This is a genomic window from Kribbella sp. NPDC043289 (genome assembly GCF_056436705.1).
The window spans coordinates 1,297,230-1,313,332 of record NZ_JBWKCB010000001.1 but is presented as its reverse complement, the minus strand read 5'-3'; the positions used below and the strand labels follow the sequence as shown (position 1 = coordinate 1,313,332).

The window sequence follows — 16,103 nt, the reverse complement described above, 5'->3', positions numbered from 1 at the left end:
CGACCGTACAACGTCCCGGACACGCCAATGTATCCGGTCAGTAGCCACTGGGCACCGAACGCGGAAAGTACTGGGGTCGTCCACAGAGAGTGGTCAGCAGGAAGAGGAAAGAGGCTCGGCGCGCCTTCGGACCAACCGGCGACTGCGCTGGCTGCGAGCCGTCCGGCTGTTGTCTACTGGCCGCCGAGCCTCTTCCACCTCTGCCCCGCGGGGGGCTAACCACCGGCGATCTCAGCCCCCGTCGACTCAGGCCTGGCACTGGCCTGGTCAGCGTCGCGGGATCATCCGGCAGCCGAACTTCGTGTAACCGTTGCACTAACGGGATATGACGACTCCCAAAACGATGCTCGCTGAGAGCGACGGTGTCAACCTCTCCCCCGGCTCTTTGAGCCCGTTGTAACACTATCGCCTGTCCTGCAAGGGAAAACGAGATTCCCTCACCAGAATGACGTTACAGAGCGATGTCGGCACGCCACGTGATCGTTACCCAGGGCAACCATTCGTCACCGAACCGGAACAACGACCGTTCCGGTGGCTTTAGTGATCTGCAGCGGCTCGGTAAGCACCTCGGCGGCCGATTCGGATTGGTCCGGACGTCCGCGGCAGACGACGTACGCGCTGAACTCGAGCTCCCGGCTGCGGTTGCCGACCCGGGTGATCGTCGCTGTTACCTCAACGACATCACCGGCCCGCAGCGGCTGCAGGAACTGCACGTCGGAGTACGACGCGAACAGGCCCTCGTCACCGTCGGACTGGATGCACACCTCGGTCGCGACGTCACCGAACAGTGCGAGCACGTACGCGCCGTCGACCAGGTTGCCGGCGTAGTGCGCGTGGCTGTAGGGGACGTACCGCCGATGCGTGACGGACAGTCCGATAGTTGCCTTTGACACCTATGCGCTCCTCTTGGCAGGGACTCGCTTGGTCACCAGCGCGTCGACGAGATAACTCGCCACCTCGCCGGGCGTCGTACCGCGGCCGAAGACCCGGTCGACACCGAGCTCGCCGGCCATCTGTTCGGTGAAACGGGGGCCGCCGGCAACCAGTACCGGCCGGGCGTCCTCGGAGTACGCCTCCCGGAACGCCGCGGACATCTCCTTGGTGTTGAGTACGTGCGCCTCGCGCTGCGTCACCACCTGGGACACGAGGATGGCATCCGCCTTCTCCGCCCGAGCCCGCCGGACCAGCTCCGGTACGGCGACCTGCGCGCCGAGGTTCACGACCTTGACCTCGCGGTAGTACTCCAGGCCCTTCTCGCCCGCGAACCCCTTGATGTTCAGGATCGCGTCGATGCCGACCGTGTGCGCGTCGGTGCCGATGCAGGCGCCGACCACCGTCAGCCGGCGGCGCAGGCCCTTGCGGATCGCGAGGTTGACTTCCTTCGGCGACAGCAACGGGTAGTCGCGCTCGAGCACCTCGACCTTGTCGGTGTCGACCAGATGGTTGACGGGTCCGTAAACGACGAAGAAGGTGAAATCCGGGCCGATCGCCTTCGCGTGCACGACCAGCGCCGGGTCCATCCCCATCTTGTTGGCGAGCTGCACCGCGGCGCCCTCGGCCCGCTTGTCGTGCGGAACGGGCAGCGTGAACGACAGCTGCACCATCCCGTCGCCGGTGGTGTCGCCGTACGGCCGGATGATGCTCATCCCACGCCCTCCTCGAGCAGCTCGATCGCCGGGTTGTAGTACTCCGGCGACTTGCGCGCGACGCCGTCCAGACCACGACCGGCGTCCTGCGGGCGCTTCATCAGCCCGAAGGTCCCGTCGGCGATCGCGTTCAGCAGCCCGTCGTCGACGATCTCCTCGAGCAGCTCGACCGACTCACCGAGCACCTGCCGCGCGCGCTGCGCGATGAACCCGTTCGGCTCGGGCCGGAAGTCCTCGTGAAGGTTGCCCGCGGCACCCAACACGTAGCGGACGTTCTGCAGGGCCAGGTCGCGGTCCGAGATCCACGGCGTGACGACCGCCTCGGTCATCATCCCGACCAGCAGGATCCCCTGCCCGGTCATCGCGCCGACCAGGTTGAAGAACCCGTCCAGCAGGTACCCGCGGAACACGTCGCCGGTCATGTGCCGGGTCGGCGGCATCCACTTCAGCGGCGCGTTCGGGAACAGCTGCCGGGCCAGCATCGCGTGCGCGAGCTCGAGCCGGAACGAGTCCGGGATGTCCGGGTTGATCTCGAAGGCGTGCCCGAGCCCGAGTTGCCAGTCCTCGAGCCCGGCCTCCTTGGCGAAGTACTCGTTCAGCAGCTGCGACACCGTCACCGTGTGCGCGGCCTCGACCGCGTCGGCGGTGGTCAGGTAGTTGTCCTCGCCGGTGTTGATGATGATCCCGGCGCGGGCGTGGATCTGGCGGCTGAAGCGCTGGTCGACGAACGTCCGGATCGGGTTGATGTCGCGGAACAGGATCCCGTACATCGAGTCGTTCAGCATCATGTCCAGCCGCTCGAGCCCGGCCAGCGTCGCGATCTCCGGCATGCACAGACCGGAGGCGTAGTTCGTCAGCCGGACGTAGCGGCCGAGCTCCTTGGACGTCTCGTCCAGGGCGGCGCGCATCAGCCGGAAGTTCTCCTGCGTCGCGTACGTGCCCGCGAAGCCCTCCCGGGTCGCGCCCTCGGGCACGTAGTCGAGCAGCGACTGGCCGGTCGAGCGGATCACCGCGATGATGTCGGCGCCCTCACGGGCCGCCGCCTGCGCCTGCGGGATGTCCTCGTAGATGTCGCCGGTGGCAACGATCAGGTAGATCCACGGCCGCTGCTCGGGATCACCGTGCCGCTTGATCAGCCGGTCCCGCTCGCGCCGCCGCCCGTCGATCCGCTTCATACCGGCCGCCGCCACTTTCCGCGCCGCCGACCGGGCCCGGACCGCGTTCCGGCCCTCGGGCATCCGGAACGTCACCGAACCGGATGCCGCCTTCTGCGCCAGCACGGCCAGGTCCTCGGCCTCGCCCCGGACCAGGGCGTCCCAGACCGGCAGCGCGATACCGTGCTCGAGCCCGACGTCGGCGCGGACGGTGTCGGCGAGCCGGTTCACCCACGGAATCCCTTCCGTGTCCGCACCGGTCAGTCCCGCAAGCCGCAGTACCGCTCGCTCGACCGACACCGTGGTGTGCTGGCGCGCGAGGTTCACGATCGGTTTGCCGGCCTTGCGCGCGAGGCTGCGCGCCTTCCGGACGGTGACCGGATCGAGGTCAAGCTTCTTCGGCATCACAATCCCTCGGATTCATAGATGACACGGCCCCCGACCACGGTCCGCACGCAGGTCGGCGTCCCGTCGCTCAGATCCGGCAGCACCGGTACGCCGGCTCGCGGGTCCGTCGACCATGCGGCGACCCGCTCGTCCGGCGTCTGCACCACCAGGTTCGCGTCGCTCTGCCAGATCGCGTACGTCGCGGCGCTGCCCGGTGCGAGTACTCCGGCGTCGTCGATCCCGGCGGCCCGCCAGCCACCCCGCGTGTGCGCCTGGAACGCGGCGCGCACGGTGATCCGCTCGGACTTCTCGTGATGGAACGCGGCCGCCCGAACGGCCTCCCAACCACCGAGCTCCGTCACCGGCGCGTCCGAGCCGAACGCCAGTACGACGCCCGCGCGGGCCAGCGACCCGAACGGGTTCATCCCCTGCCAGCGGTCGCCGACACGCTCGGCGTACATCCCGTCCGGGCCGCCCCACAGACGGTCGAACATCGGCTGCACGCTCGCCACCACACCGCAGCGCGCGAGCGTCGCGATCGTTGCCTCGTCGACCATTTCGACGTGCTCGAGGCGGTGCCGCGCGGCGACCAGCGCCTGGACGCCAACCTTCTCTTCGGCGAGCTCGAACCCACGGGCGATGTTGTCCAGCGCCTGGTCGCCGATGCAGTGGAATCCGGCCTGCACGTTCCGCTCGGTGCAGGCGATCACGTGTTCGGCGATCTGCTCGGGCGCCAGGTACGCGTGACCGCGGTGGTCGGCGCGGTCGGCGTACGGCTCCCTCAGGGCTGCGGTGCGCGAGCCGAGTGCACCGTCGGCGTTGAGGTCGCCCGCCAGACCGGCGAGACCGTAGGTGCCGACGTGTTCGAAGGTGCCCGGCTCGCCCCAGTACAGGGTCGCTGCCAGACCGAGCTGCTCCGCGACCTCGCGCACGATCGGCAGCTCCCAGAGCGGGCCGATGTGCGGCGCGGCCATCTCGTGGAACGCGCCGATCCCCTTCGCGGCCATCGCCTTCAGCGCGGCCTCGATGTCGGCGCGCCGCTGGTCGGGCCCGACCAGATCACTCAACGCGTCCCGAACCTTGTGGTTGGCGTCGCGCTCGACCCGGCCGCTCTCGTCGAAGCCGTCGCCTCGGGCCACGTCGATCAGTGCGGACGAGACCACGCCGGAGTGCCCGTCGACGCGCGACAGGTACACGCGGCGGCCGCCGCCCGCGCGGTCCAGCTCCGCGGCCGTCGGCGGCCGGCCCTCCGGCCAGGTCGTCTCGTCCCAGCCGCCGCTGTCGATCACCGCGTCTGCGGGCAGATTCGCCGCGTACGCCGCGAGGCGGTCGAGCGCGTCGGTCAGCGAGGTGGTGCCGGCGAGGTCGAGGCCGGTCAGCACCGCACCGGTCTGCGCGGTGTGGACGTGGGCGTCGACGAAGGCAGGCGTCACCAGCTTGCCGTCCAGGTCGATGACCTCGTCCGCGCCGTCGGCGTACGGACCGGTGCCGGTGTCGTCGCCGAGCCAGGTCACCACCCCGTCGTCGAAGGCGATCGCAGTCGCGTGCGGGTCGGCGGGCGAGTAGACGGAACCGTTCGTCAGAAGTGTGCGCACGTACTAATCCTCCGCCAGCCTGTTCTCGAACAGACCACGGACACCCGGCTCGGCCCGCAACAACTCCAGCGCGTACTCCGCATGGCCGGGCACGTACCCGTTGCCGACCAGCATCGTGACGTCGGCCGCGAGACCTTCCGCGCCGAGCGCCGCCGCGGAGAACGATGTCGCCATCGAGAAGAAGATCACAGTGCCACCGGCCGCGGTCGACAGCACCGCACCGTGCTCACACCCCGGTACGTCGACGCAGACAACGGTGATGTCGGCGGGTCCCCCGGCCTGCTCGACCGCCTGCGCCAGCGCCACCGGGTCGCGGGCGTCGGCCAGCGCGACCGCGTCCGCGAGCCCGGCTCCGGTCAGCAGGTCGTGCTCGGCCTGGAACGGCACGACACCGATCGTCCGCGCGGCGCCGGCGGCCCGTGCGGCAGCCAGCGACAGCGAGCCCGACTTACCTGCGCCACCAATTACTGACACGACAGGCTTTATGCCTTTGTCGACATACGAACGCACCACGCGCGCGGTCAGCGCCGGCGCCCCACACACGTCCATCACAGCCAGTGACAGTTCGGGCTTCAGGTCGTCCGGGAGCTTGGCGACGATCGACCGGGCGAACAGGATCGCGTGCCCCTGCGCCGGGACCTGCTCGCTCCGGCCGTCCCAGTCCTTCAGCGCGTCCGTGATCTGCAACGGGGTCAGAGTCAGCGACACCAACGTCGCCACCCGGTCGCCCTTGCGGACCCCGAGCGGTGACTCCGGACCCGCCTCGTCGACGACTCCGACGAGCATGCCGCCCGAGCCCGTCACCGGGTTCTGCATCTTGCCGCGGGTCTCGATGATCTCCAGGACCGCGCGACGGATCGCCGTACCGTCGCCACCGTGCGTGTCCGCCAACTGACGGTACGACGCGGCGTCCAGGTTCAGCCGCTCGACCGCGATGCGGACCTCGTCGGGCCAGATCTCGGGACGTGCGTCGAGTCTCTCCGCCGCCTGCGGCAGTACGCCGGACGGCGCGAGTACACGGTGCAGTCCTACCGGGCTCGATGACACGGGTCCTCCTCTGTGCGGTCAGGCAAAATACTACTCAAACAGGGCCGTGACGAGAATTCTTACGGCGTACTGTTGGATGTAGGGGAAGTTCTATCGCTATCCTCACATGAGACCGCATCCTTTGATCCCCCGCGGAGGACCCGTGACCGACCTGATCACCCCGGAGCTGGCTCGTTCCTCCGAACCCGGTGACGGCCAGCCGTACCTGTACCGGCGCGCCGAACTGGCCGAACCGGACTGGACCCGGCTGCCCGGCTGGAAGGACGTGACGGCCGAGGAGTGGCGCTCGGTGCAGTGGCAGCGGTCGCACTGCGTGAAGAACGTGAAGCAGTTGCGCGACGTGATGGGCGACCTGCTCGAGGAGCGGTTCTACGAGGACCTGACCCGCGACCAGGCCGAGCGCGCGACGATGTCGATGCTGCTGCCGCCGCAGATGCTGAACACGATCGTTCCTTCGGGGGCGGCCGACTACACCGAGGCGTTCTACGCCGACCCGGTCCGCCGGTACATGCTGCCGGTGTTCACGGACCGCCGTACCGACTGGCCGTCGCACCCGCACGCGACGCGGGACTCGCTGCACGAGCACGAGATGTGGGCCACGGAGGGGTTGACCCACCGTTACCCGACCAAGGTGCTCGCGGAGATCCTGCCGACCTGCCCGCAGTACTGCGGGCACTGCACCCGGATGGACCTGGTCGGCAACTCGACGCCGGTGATCGACAAGCTGAAGTTCGTCGCGAAGCCGCAGACCCGGCTCGACGACATGCTCGACTACCTGCGCCGCAACCCGGGGGTCCGGGACGTCGTCGTCTCCGGCGGCGACGTGGCGAACATGCCGTGGCCGCGGCTCGAGGCCTTCCTGATGAGCCTGCTGGAGATCGAGAACATCCGCGACATCCGGCTCGCCACCAAGGCGTTGATGGGGATGCCGCAGCACTGGCTGTCCGACGACGTCCGCAGCGGCGTCGAGCGGGTCGCGTCGGTCGCGCGCACCCGCGGCGTGATGCTCGCGATGCACACGCACGTGAACGCGGCCCAGTCCGTGACGCCGCTGGTCGCCGAGGCATCCAAGGCGATGCTCGAGGCCGGCCTGCGGGACGTGCGCAACCAGGGCGTGCTGATGCGCGGCGTGAACGACTCCGTCCACCAGCTGCTCGACCTGTGTTTCGCGTTGCTCGACGGCGCGAACATCACGCCGTACTACTTCTACATGTGCGACATGATCCCGTTCTCTGAGCACTGGCGGGTGTCGGTGCGCGACGCGCAGCACCTGCAGCACGGGATCCTCGGGTACCTTCCCGGCTTCGCCACCCCGCGGATCGTTTGCGACGTCCCGTACGTCGGCAAGCGCTGGGTGCACCAGCTCTCGGAGTACGACGAGGTTCGCGGCATCTCGTACTGGAAGAAGAACTACCGCACCGGGATCGAGCAGCAGGACCCGGAGGCGCTGAACCGGACCTACGAGTACTACGACCCGATCGACACGCTGCCGGCCGAGGGTCAGAAGTGGTGGGGCCAGCACACCGGCACCACGCTCGCCGAGGCCGAGGCCCGCGCCGCCGCCTCCCGCGAGGCAGCCGAGGCCCAGAAGCTCCTCGACATCAACTGATTCCCCCGAACTGCCTTCGGTGCCACAACTGCAGGGGGTGGCACCGAAGGCTTCGTCGTATCCGGCTGTTGACGACTTGCAAAGTTCTTCAATTCGCTACATGCTGAAACTGTCATGTCGGCGAAGGGAGGACCCCGTGAGTGGCAACGAGTTCGCGCTCGACCTGCGCCGCCGGGTGCGTGAGGCCAGGCAGGCACAGGCCGAGGCAAGAGCAGCAGGAGATCTGTACGCCGTCGATGTCCGCGAGGGTGAACTCGACAGCCTCCTGCGGCTGGCGATGGAGAACGGCGTCGACCTGACCGGTGACCGCGAAACCGCGGACGAGAGCCGGTGAGCGCTCCGGTCCCGCTTTACCAGGCGAAGGCGGAGTTCTTCCGGATTCTGGGGCATCCGGTCCGGATCCGTGTCCTCGAGTTACTGCAGGACGGTCCGCGGCCGGTGCGTGATCTGCTCGCCGACATCGGCATCGAGGCGTCCAGCCTGTCCCAGCAGCTGGCCGTACTGCGTCGCTACGGCATCGTGGTGTCGCACCGCGAGGCGTCGAGTGTGGTGTACGAGCTCGCGGGCGGCGACGTCGCGGAGCTGCTACGGACCGCGCGCCGGATACTGACCGAGTTGCTGGCCGGCCAGAGCGAACTGCTGGCCGAGCTGCGCGAGGCCGAGGCCGTCACGCGATGAGCCTTGGCGCCCGGGCCCGTGATCTGCTGCCGGCCCGCGACGACCTCGCCGCCATGCTCCACCAGCCCCGCCGCGACCTGGTCGCCGGCCTGACGGTGGCGATCGTCGCCCTGCCGCTCGCACTCGGGTTCGGGATCTCGTCCGGGCTCGGTGCCGCGGCCGGTCTCACGACCGCGGTCGTGGCCGGGGCGATAGCCGCCGTGTTCGGCGGGTCAGGTCTGCAGGTTTCGGGACCGACCGGAGCGATGACGGTCGTGCTCGTGCCGATCATGCACGCGCACGGAGCCAGCGGTGTGTTGACGGTCGGGTTGCTGGCCGGCCTGATCCTCATCGGCCTGGCGATCGCCAAGGCCGGCCGTTACATGGCGTTCGTTCCGGCTTCGGTGGTCGAGGGCTTCACCCTCGGAATCGCCTGCGTCATCGGCCTGCAGCAAGTCCCAGCTGCGCTTGGTGTCCCGACCCCGGACGGCGACCAGGTCGCCGTTGTCGCTGCCCGCGCCCTTGCCGAGGCTGCCCGGCACCCGCACTGGGTCACCACGGCTCTTGCCGCCGGCGCAGCGGTCCTCATTCTCGTCGGGGCCCGACTGCGGCCCGCCGTACCGTTCTCGATCCTTGCGGTGGTCGCCGCCACAGTGCTCGCCGAAGCCGCCGGTCTGGACGTGACGCGAATCGGTGAGCTGCCCACCGGCCTGGCCGCACCGACGCTGTCGTTCCTCGACCCCGCCGCGCTCTGGTCGCTCACGGGCGCGGCGGTGGCCGTCGCCGCTCTGGCCGCGCTGGAATCCTTGCTGTCAGCCGCCGTCGCCGACGGGATGGGCGTCAACCACAAACACGACCCGGACCGAGAACTGTTCGGACAGGGCCTGGCCAACTTGATCACGCCACTGTTCGGCGGCGTCCCCGCAACCGGCGCGATCGCCCGGACCGCCGTCAACGTCCGCTCGGGAGCAGGTTCACGTCTCGCCGCGCTGGTGCACGCCGCCGTCCTGGCCGCGATCATTTACACCGCCGCGCCACTGGTCAGCAAGATCCCGCTGGCCGCGCTCGCCGGCGTCCTGCTTGCCACGGCCGTGCGCATGGTCGAGGTCGGATCGGTCCGCGCGATGACCCGCGCCACCCGATCGGACGCAATCGTGCTCGTCCTGACCGCGATCGCCACGTTGGCCCTTGACCTGGTCAAGGCCGTCATCCTCGGTCTCGTCGTGGCCGGCGCCCTCGCTCTCCGCGCCGTCGCCCGCAGCGCACGCCTACGGCAGATGCCGCTGCACCCGGACCTGCCCGGCGACCACAGCCCCGAAGAACGAGCCCTCCTCGACGAACACATCGTTGCCTACCGCATCGACGGACCACTCCTGTTCGCCGCCCATCGGTTCCTGCTGGAACTGTCCGAGGTCGCCCACGCCTCGGTCGTGATCCTGCGGATGTCGGCCGTCAGCGCGATCGACGCCAGCGGCGCCCTGGTCCTCAAAGACGCAATCGAGAAACTCCAGCACCGCGGCATCACCGTCCTGGTCTCCGGCATCCAGCCCGGTCACCACCGCCCCCTGGACGCCCTCGACGTCATCAACACCCTCCGCGCCGAAGGCCGCGTCTTCACCAACACCCCCGACGCCATCCACGCCGCCCAGACCCACCTCCACCACAACGGCCTTCTGCAACTTCCTGCAATCACCCCCGAGTAACCCATTAGATGCACGCAGCAACCGCTACGATCACACCTCGCCACCTACCCGGGGAGCTTGTGTGCGGGGATTCCACGCAGCCGTTGCAGCCACCGCTTTCGTAGCCCTGGCCGGCTGCTCCGCGATCCCCCCGGTCGACACCGTCACCACGCAAAGCCGTCCCGCGATCAGCAACGACGCGGCGCAGGCGGTGATCAAGCACTACACCGAGGTCAACAACACCGCCAACCATCGCCGCGACGACAAACTCATCGCGACGGTCGAAGGCGGCAACCTGGTGCGGCAGAGTCACGCCTTGTTCACGATCGATCGAGCCACGGACAAGGCCGGCAAGAATCTGGCCAAGCCGATCTCCTTCACCAACTCGGTCGTCGGCGCTCCGTCGTACGGTGGGTATCCGATGCGTTTCGTCACCAAGATGGACACATCGAATTCCAAGGAGTACCTGCTGGTCGGCGTGTGGGAGCGCGCGAGCGCCGGGAGGCCCTGGCTGCACACGTTCTCGGGTTGGGTGCCGAAGGCCACCAAGCTCCCGGAGCTCAAGGAGCTGCGAGAGGTGACGTCGACCGACGCCTCTCGGTGGGTCGCCGCACCGGGCACCCTCGCCAACCAACTCGCCGACTATCTGACGGTCGGGGCGAAGTCGCCGTACGCCGCCACGTTCGCGCCGTCGAAGGACATCAGCGAGCTGCTCGCCGAGGTCGCTGAGGGCAAGTCGATGGTCGTCAAGTACCCGAAGCAGTACCGGAAGGTCACCAACACTTTCAAGGTCACGGATCCGCCGGCCTCGTTCGCGACCAGTTCCGGCGAGTTGCTGGTCTTCGTCACGCTGACCGACGAATACGAGATGGGGATCGGCGAGGGATACAAAGTGTCCTGGTCGACGCCTGACGTGAACGCATTCAGTGCGGCCACCACGTATTACGAGAACGTGCTTTCCAACGTCAGCCTGCACGACGTCGTACTCGTCGTCCCACCGAAGGGTTCGGGGAAGGTCCGCGTCGTCTCCTTCGGCAGTCAACTGATCGATGCCGGTGGGTACTGAGGTTGGGCCGGGTGAGCGCTACCATCACGCGTCGTCTGTCATGCGGTGTGTCTGGGGCATGCCGCGATCTCGGGAGTTCTTGTGCGGGTTGTCCGCTCGATCGTTGGTGTTCTGCTGGCTCTGATCGGTCTGGTCGTCGCGGTGGTTGGTGGTGCGGCGGCGTTCTGGTTGATCGGTCCCGATGACACGGTTCATTCCGGTGATCAGCACCTGGGCAGCAAGGGGCTGGCGATCGCGAGTACGCCGGACTTGCTCAACCGGCATGGTCCGGTGCTGCACGTCGACGTTCACTCGACGAAGGACCAGCCGGTCTTCGTCGGCGTGGCGCGGGACTTCGACGTCAGCAGTTACCTGAAGGGCATCGGGCACACGAAGCTCGTGCAGGTGCAGTACCCGATTGCGTTGAGCACCCAGGACGAGAAGGGTACGGCGGGCCCGCTGGCCGCACCGAACTCGCTCGACTGGTGGGTCGCGAAGGCGAACGGCGCCGGTACGCAGTCCATCGCCTGGCCGATCGAGGACGGCCCGTACGACGTGGTCGTGATGAACGCCGACGGGAAGACCGCACCCGACGTCCAGGTGAACCTCGGGATCGAGATCCCGCACGCGTTCCGCAATGCGCTGCTGATCTTCGTCGGCGGGATCGTTCTGCTTGCCCTGGGCATCCTTCTCGTCCTCCTCCGGCGGCGCTCGCCCAAGGCTCCGAACAAGAGCACCGGCGCGCCCGACCAGCAGTTCCCGCACCAGGGTGGCGGGGGCCAGTATCCGCAGTCTCATGCCCCCGCGCCGCAGCAGCCTGGCGTGCCGCCGCAGTACCCGCCGAACCAGTACCCGCCCAACCAGCAGCCGCCGGTTCAGCAGCCGCCTGTGCAGGGTGGGAGGCCGCAGCGGTCGTCTGGTGCGGTCAAGCGAGTGCTGGCCGTCGGGCTGACCCTCGGGTTGGTGACGGGGTGTTCGGCAGTGCCGGCGGTCGACACGGTGACCGCGTTGACCCGCCCGGCGATCGGGCACGACACGGCGGTGCAGGTGATCGCGCACTACAACGCGGTCAACAACACCGCGAACCGCACCCGCAACAGCAATCTGATCGCCACCATCGAGGGCGGCAACCTCGTCCGTGAGAGCCAGGCCGGCTACAAGGTCGACCAAGCAGCGGGCGCCAAGACCAGTCCCGCGTTCACCTACACCGCCCCGGTCGTCGGCGCCCCGCAGTACGGCGGCTACCCGATGCGCTTCGTCAGCTCGTCAGGGATCTCGGACGACAAGACCTATCGCCACGTCGGCCTCTGGGAACGCACGTCCGCCGGCAGCCCGTGGAAGCTCATGTTCGCCGCCGGCGTACCGACGGCCGTCAAACTGCCGTCCGTCGACGGTCTCCGGCCGGCGACCAAGGCGGACGACACCAAGCTCGCGACCGCGCCGCAGACGGCCGCGACCGCGCTGGCGACGTACCTGACCATCGGGACCAAGTCGCCCAAGGCCGCGGCTTTCGTGCCGAGCTCCGAGATCACCAGCCTGATCAACGAACTCGCGAAGGTGCGGGCGGGCCAAGCGAGCACACCGAACTCGGTGCGCAGCGTCGCCGACGTGTTCACCGCTCCCCAGGCGGCACCGGCGTTCGTGACCAAGTCCGGCACCGGGATCGTCTTCGTCACGCTGACCCACGAACACACCCTGATGGTCGCGAAGAACTACAACTTCTCGTGGGCCGCCCTGCCGATGACGGCGTTCAGCCCGGCGACGGCGAAGTACGAGAGCGCCCTCACCTCGACGACCCTGCACGACCTGGTCCTGCTGATCCCGCCGAAGGGCAAGGGCAAGATCCAGATCGCCTCGCACGAATCCCAGGTCGTCGACGCCGGCGGCTACTGACACCCTGGGGAGGATTTCCTACCCTGAACGGGCCGAAGATCCTCCCCAGCCTCATCATTCCGGGGCCAAGAGGTCGGCCAGTTCGGCGTAGGACCTGATGGAGGGGCCGGCCCAGGCCGGGGCGCTGTTGGAGTGTTCGAGGGTGCGGATCGTGTGCATGCCCAGGGCGGCCGCGGCAGACAGTTCGTTGTCGCGGCCGTCGCCGACGTAGACGCAGTCGGTGGGGTGCGCGCCGAGCGCGGCGCACGCGGTGAGGTAGATGGCGGGCTCGGGTTTCGCCGCGCCCACCTCGGCGGAGAAGGCCGTCGTGTCGAAGTACGGCGCGAGCGGGCTGTGGAACCACTGCAGCTGCGTCTCGGCGGTGATGTTGCTGACCAGACCGATCCGCCACCCGGCAGACCGGAATGCGGCCAACGTGCCGAGAGTCGTCGCCGGTGCCGCAGCGAGTAGACGCTGCGAGAGCGTCCGGCGCAGACTCGTTGCCTCTTGCACCTGTTCGTCGCTCGGTGCTCCCCCGCAGCGCTCCGCGATCACCCGCAGCGTCGTCGGCAGGTCGCCGTACGCCCCGATGAAACGCTCGTACGACGCCGCGTCGAAGGCCCGCTGGAAGTCGATCGGATCGACCCCGAGCAGCTCGCCCATCCGCGAGTTCACCACGTCCCGCTCGGAGTCCCCGCCCGGGATCAGGGTGCTGAAGAGGTCGCTCAGCAGCACCTTCACAGGGCCGGGGGACGGCGCTCGTACGGCGTACTCAGGACGATCGTGGTCGTCGTCGACACGTTCGCCCGGGCCCGGATCACGGCCAGCAGGTTCTCCAGGGCGGCCGGGGACGCGACCCGGACCACCAGGACGTAGCTCGAGTCACCGGCCACCGAGTAGCAGGACTCGATCTCCCGGACCTCGCGGAGCCGCTCCGGCGAGTCGTCCGGTTGCGACGGGTCGATCGGCCGGATCGAGATCATCGCCGTCAGCGGCAGCTCGAGCGCGGTGTGGTCGACTTTCGCCGCGTACCCCTGGATGATGCCGCGCTGCTCGAGGCGCTTCACCCGCTGGTGCACGGCCGACGTGGACAGGCCGGTGGCCTTGCCCAGGTCGGTGAAGCTCATCCTGCCGTCGGTCGCGAGCAGCCCGACGATCTTTCGGTCCAGGTCCTCCATCCTGAAGACCCTACTGCCGAGACGGCCGGGCATGAAAGCATCGCCCTATGGCTGAGACAGGACAGCGGCTGATGCTGCTCGACACGGCGTCCCTCTACTTCCGCGCGTTCTTCGGGGTGCCGGACACGATGAAGGCCGCCGACGGTACGCCGACCAACGCGATCCGCGGGCTGCTCGACTTCATCGCCCGGCTGACCGAGAACCACCGGCCGACCCACATGGTCGCCTGCTGGGACGACAACTGGCGCCCGTCCTGGCGGGTCGCGCTGATTCCGTCGTACAAGGCGCAGCGGGTCGAGTTCGTGTCGCCGAAGGGCGAGCAGGTCGAGGACGTCCCGGACCGGCTCGAGGTCCAGGTGCCGTACATCCGCGCCTGCCTGGACGCCCTCGGGATCGCCGTCGTCGGCGCGCCGGACCACGAGGCCGACGACGTGATCGGCACGCTCTCGCACCAGGCGACGATGCCGGTCGACGTCGTCACCGGCGACCGTGACCTGTTCCAGCTGATCGACGACAGCCGCGGCATCCGGGTCGTCTACACCGCGGCGCGCGGGGTCGGGCGGGCCGATGTCTACGACGAGAAGGCGCTGCTCGCGAAGTACGAGATCCCCGCCCAGCGGTACGCCGACTTCGCCACGCTCCGTGGTGACGCGTCCGACGGCCTACCGGGGGTGAAGGGTGTCGGCGAGAAGACGGCCGCCTCGCTGGTCACGGCGTACGGCGACCTGGACGCGATCCGCGCCGCGGCGGCGGACCCGAGCACGCCGATGGCGCCCGGGGTGAAGAAGAAGATCGTCGCCGCGGCCGACTACCTCGACGTCGCGCCGAAGGTGGTCGCGGTGGCGAAGGACGCCCCGGTCGGGACGTACGACGCGACGATCCCGCACCAGATCAAGGACCCGGAGAAGTGGCTGGATCTCGTCGAGCTGCTCGAGCTGGGCGGCAGCGCGCAGCGGGTGATGTCCGCGCTGAACCTGGGGCCGAAGGCATGAGCCGCACCCGCGAGCTCGCGGAGCAGTTCCGCGACGAGGTGGTCGCTCTGCGGCGGGCCCTGCACCAGGTGCCGGAGTACGACCTGGACCTGCCGAAGACGCAGCACCTGATTCTCGACGCGCTCGACGGGCTGCCGCTGGAGATCACGCTCGGCAAGGAGCTGTCGTCGGTGACCGCGGTACTGCGGGGCGGTCGCCGGCCGGGTCCCGTCGTACTGCTGCGTGGGGACATGGACGCGCTGCCGGTGACCGAGCGGACCGACGTTCCGTTCGCGTCCCGGCATCCGGGGATGATGCACGCGTGCGGTCACGACCTGCACGTCGCGGGGCTGGTCGGTGCGGCGAAGGTCCTCTGCGCGATGCGGGACGAGCTCGCCGGTGACGTGGTCTTCATGTTCCAGCCGGGCGAGGAGACCAGCGGCGGGGCGCCGATCATGATCCGCGAAGGAGTGCTCGACGCCGCGGGCCGGCGGGCGGACGCGGCGTACGGACTGCATGTCGGGGCGTCGTCGCAGCCGCTCGGGATGTGGAGCAGTAAGCCGGGATCGTTCATGGCGGCGGCCGATCAGCTGCACGTCCGGGTGATCGGGGAGGGGACGCACGGGTCGACGCCGTTCCGTGGCAAGGATCCGATCCCGGTGCTGTGCGAGATGGTGACCGCGCTGCAGACGATGATCACCCGGCAGTTCGACGTGTTCGACCCGGTCGTGCTGACCGTGGGGCGGATCGCCGGCGGCACGAAGGAGAACATCATCCCCGACGACGCGCTCTTCGACGCGACGGTGCGGACGTTCTCCGAGAAGACACGCGCGAAGGTGCAGCAGTCGTCGATCCAGCTGGTCGAGTCGATGGCGGCGGCCCACGGGCTGGCGGTCGAGGCGGAGTACCAGATCGGGTATCCGGTGACGGTGAACGACGAGGCGGAGTACGACTTCGCGCGGGAGACGATCGTCGACCTGTTCGGCGCCGACCACTTCCGGCAGCGCGCCAACCCGCGCTGCGGCGCCGAGGACTTCTCCTACATCCTGCAAGAGGTCCCCGGCGTCTACGTCAACCTGAGCGCCTGCGCGATCGACGACCCGGACGCGGCCGCCGACAACCACTCACCGCTGGCCAACTTCGACGACTCGATCCTCCCCGACGGCGCGGCCCTACTGGCCGAACTCGCGGTACGGCGTCTCGCTCGCTGACGGCCTGTGCGACGGCTGGCTGGTTGTAACCGGCCAGCCGTCGCACAAC

15 protein-coding genes are annotated in these 16,103 nt (G+C 68.7%); 8 read left to right on the top strand and 7 right to left on the bottom strand.

Features of this window, described 5'->3' with window-relative positions; genetic code table 11:
• Positions 1–503: 503 nt before the first annotated feature.
• Genes kal through kdd form a run of 5 tightly spaced genes read right to left on the bottom strand, consistent with a single transcriptional unit; the run spans position 504 to position 5,829 of the window.
• Positions 504–893, bottom strand: a complete 390-nt coding sequence (gene kal, locus AC0662_RS06160; RefSeq protein ID WP_452202795.1) for a 3-aminobutyryl-CoA ammonia lyase — start codon at positions 891–893, stop codon at positions 504–506.
• Complete coding sequence (kamE, locus tag AC0662_RS06155) at positions 894–1,646, bottom strand: lysine 5,6-aminomutase subunit beta (protein WP_452202797.1); 753 nt, start codon at positions 1,644–1,646, stop codon at positions 894–896.
• Positions 1,643–3,205, bottom strand: a complete 1,563-nt coding sequence (gene kamD, locus AC0662_RS06150) for a lysine 5,6-aminomutase subunit alpha (protein ID WP_478298877.1) — start codon at positions 3,203–3,205, stop codon at positions 1,643–1,645. Before kamD ends, kamE begins: the two co-directional genes overlap by 4 nt.
• On the bottom strand, positions 3,205–4,782 hold the full coding sequence (locus AC0662_RS06145; protein WP_478298875.1) for an amidohydrolase: 1,578 nt from the start codon (positions 4,780–4,782) through the stop codon (positions 3,205–3,207). Before AC0662_RS06145 ends, kamD begins: the two co-directional genes overlap by 1 nt.
• A gap of 3 nt (positions 4,783–4,785) precedes the next feature.
• Positions 4,786–5,829 carry an L-erythro-3,5-diaminohexanoate dehydrogenase gene (kdd, locus tag AC0662_RS06140; protein ID WP_452202804.1) on the bottom strand — a complete coding sequence of 348 codons (1,044 nt, stop codon included), beginning with the start codon at positions 5,827–5,829 and terminating at the stop codon, positions 4,786–4,788.
• Positions 5,830–5,971: 142 nt separating this feature from the next.
• Between kdd and AC0662_RS06135 the strand changes: the two genes are divergently transcribed.
• The 6 genes from AC0662_RS06135 to AC0662_RS06110 all read left to right on the top strand — a co-directional run bounded on the left by AC0662_RS06135 (position 5,972) and on the right by AC0662_RS06110 (position 12,715).
• On the top strand, positions 5,972–7,438 hold the full coding sequence (locus tag AC0662_RS06135; RefSeq protein ID WP_452202806.1) for a KamA family radical SAM protein: 1,467 nt from the start codon (positions 5,972–5,974) through the stop codon (positions 7,436–7,438).
• A gap of 136 nt (positions 7,439–7,574) precedes the next feature.
• Positions 7,575–7,772 (top strand): hypothetical protein, encoded by a 198-nt coding sequence (locus tag AC0662_RS06130; protein WP_452202808.1) that lies wholly within the window; start codon positions 7,575–7,577, stop codon positions 7,770–7,772.
• A complete protein-coding gene (locus tag AC0662_RS06125) occupies positions 7,769–8,116 on the top strand; it encodes an ArsR/SmtB family transcription factor (RefSeq protein ID WP_452202810.1) in 348 nt (115 codons plus the stop codon). Before AC0662_RS06130 ends, AC0662_RS06125 begins: the two co-directional genes overlap by 4 nt.
• Positions 8,113–9,798: a SulP family inorganic anion transporter gene (locus AC0662_RS06120; protein WP_478298871.1), complete on the top strand. Its 1,686-nt coding sequence runs from the start codon at positions 8,113–8,115 to the stop codon at positions 9,796–9,798. Before AC0662_RS06125 ends, AC0662_RS06120 begins: the two co-directional genes overlap by 4 nt.
• 61 nt (positions 9,799–9,859) lie before the next feature.
• Positions 9,860–10,843 (top strand): DUF8094 domain-containing protein, encoded by a 984-nt coding sequence (locus AC0662_RS06115; protein WP_478298869.1) that lies wholly within the window; start codon positions 9,860–9,862, stop codon positions 10,841–10,843.
• Positions 10,844–10,924: 81 nt separating this feature from the next.
• Positions 10,925–12,715 (top strand): DUF8094 domain-containing protein, encoded by a 1,791-nt coding sequence (locus tag AC0662_RS06110; protein WP_478298867.1) that lies wholly within the window; start codon positions 10,925–10,927, stop codon positions 12,713–12,715.
• Positions 12,716–12,769: 54 nt separating this feature from the next.
• Here the strand turns inward: AC0662_RS06110 and AC0662_RS06105 are convergent, their stop codons facing one another.
• Both AC0662_RS06105 and AC0662_RS06100 read right to left on the bottom strand, forming a co-directional pair.
• Complete coding sequence (locus AC0662_RS06105) at positions 12,770–13,435, bottom strand: HAD family hydrolase (RefSeq protein WP_452202818.1); 666 nt, start codon at positions 13,433–13,435, stop codon at positions 12,770–12,772.
• A complete protein-coding gene (locus tag AC0662_RS06100; protein ID WP_452202820.1) occupies positions 13,432–13,872 on the bottom strand; it encodes an Lrp/AsnC family transcriptional regulator in 441 nt (146 codons plus the stop codon). Before AC0662_RS06100 ends, AC0662_RS06105 begins: the two co-directional genes overlap by 4 nt.
• Positions 13,873–13,943: 71 nt before the next feature.
• On the opposite strand from AC0662_RS06100, the gene AC0662_RS06095 reads away from it, so the two are divergent.
• Both AC0662_RS06095 and AC0662_RS06090 read left to right on the top strand, forming a co-directional pair.
• Entirely contained in the window at positions 13,944–14,864 is a 921-nt protein-coding gene (locus tag AC0662_RS06095; RefSeq protein ID WP_478300197.1) for a 5'-3' exonuclease, read from the top strand.
• On the top strand, positions 14,861–16,054 hold the full coding sequence (locus AC0662_RS06090) for a M20 metallopeptidase family protein (RefSeq protein WP_478298864.1): 1,194 nt from the start codon (positions 14,861–14,863) through the stop codon (positions 16,052–16,054). The genes AC0662_RS06095 and AC0662_RS06090 overlap by 4 nt, the downstream gene beginning before the upstream one ends.
• Positions 16,055–16,103 lie beyond the last annotated feature (49 nt).

Bases quoted from the DNA above. Each gene is read 5' to 3' on its own strand.
- kamE (WP_452202797.1), bottom strand. From the start codon at position 1,646: ATGAGCATCATCCGGCCGTACGGCGACACCACCGGCGACGGGATGGTG.
- kamD (WP_478298877.1), bottom strand. From the start codon at position 3,205: ATGCCGAAGAAGCTTGACCTCGATCCGGTCACCGTCCGGAAGGCGCGC.
- AC0662_RS06120 (WP_478298871.1), top strand. From the start codon at position 8,113: ATGAGCCTTGGCGCCCGGGCCCGTGATCTGCTGCCGGCCCGCGACGAC.
- AC0662_RS06100 (WP_452202820.1), bottom strand. From the start codon at position 13,872: ATGGAGGACCTGGACCGAAAGATCGTCGGGCTGCTCGCGACCGACGGC.
- AC0662_RS06095 (WP_478300197.1), top strand. From the start codon at position 13,944: ATGCTGCTCGACACGGCGTCCCTCTACTTCCGCGCGTTCTTCGGGGTG.
- AC0662_RS06090 (WP_478298864.1), top strand. From the start codon at position 14,861: ATGAGCCGCACCCGCGAGCTCGCGGAGCAGTTCCGCGACGAGGTGGTC.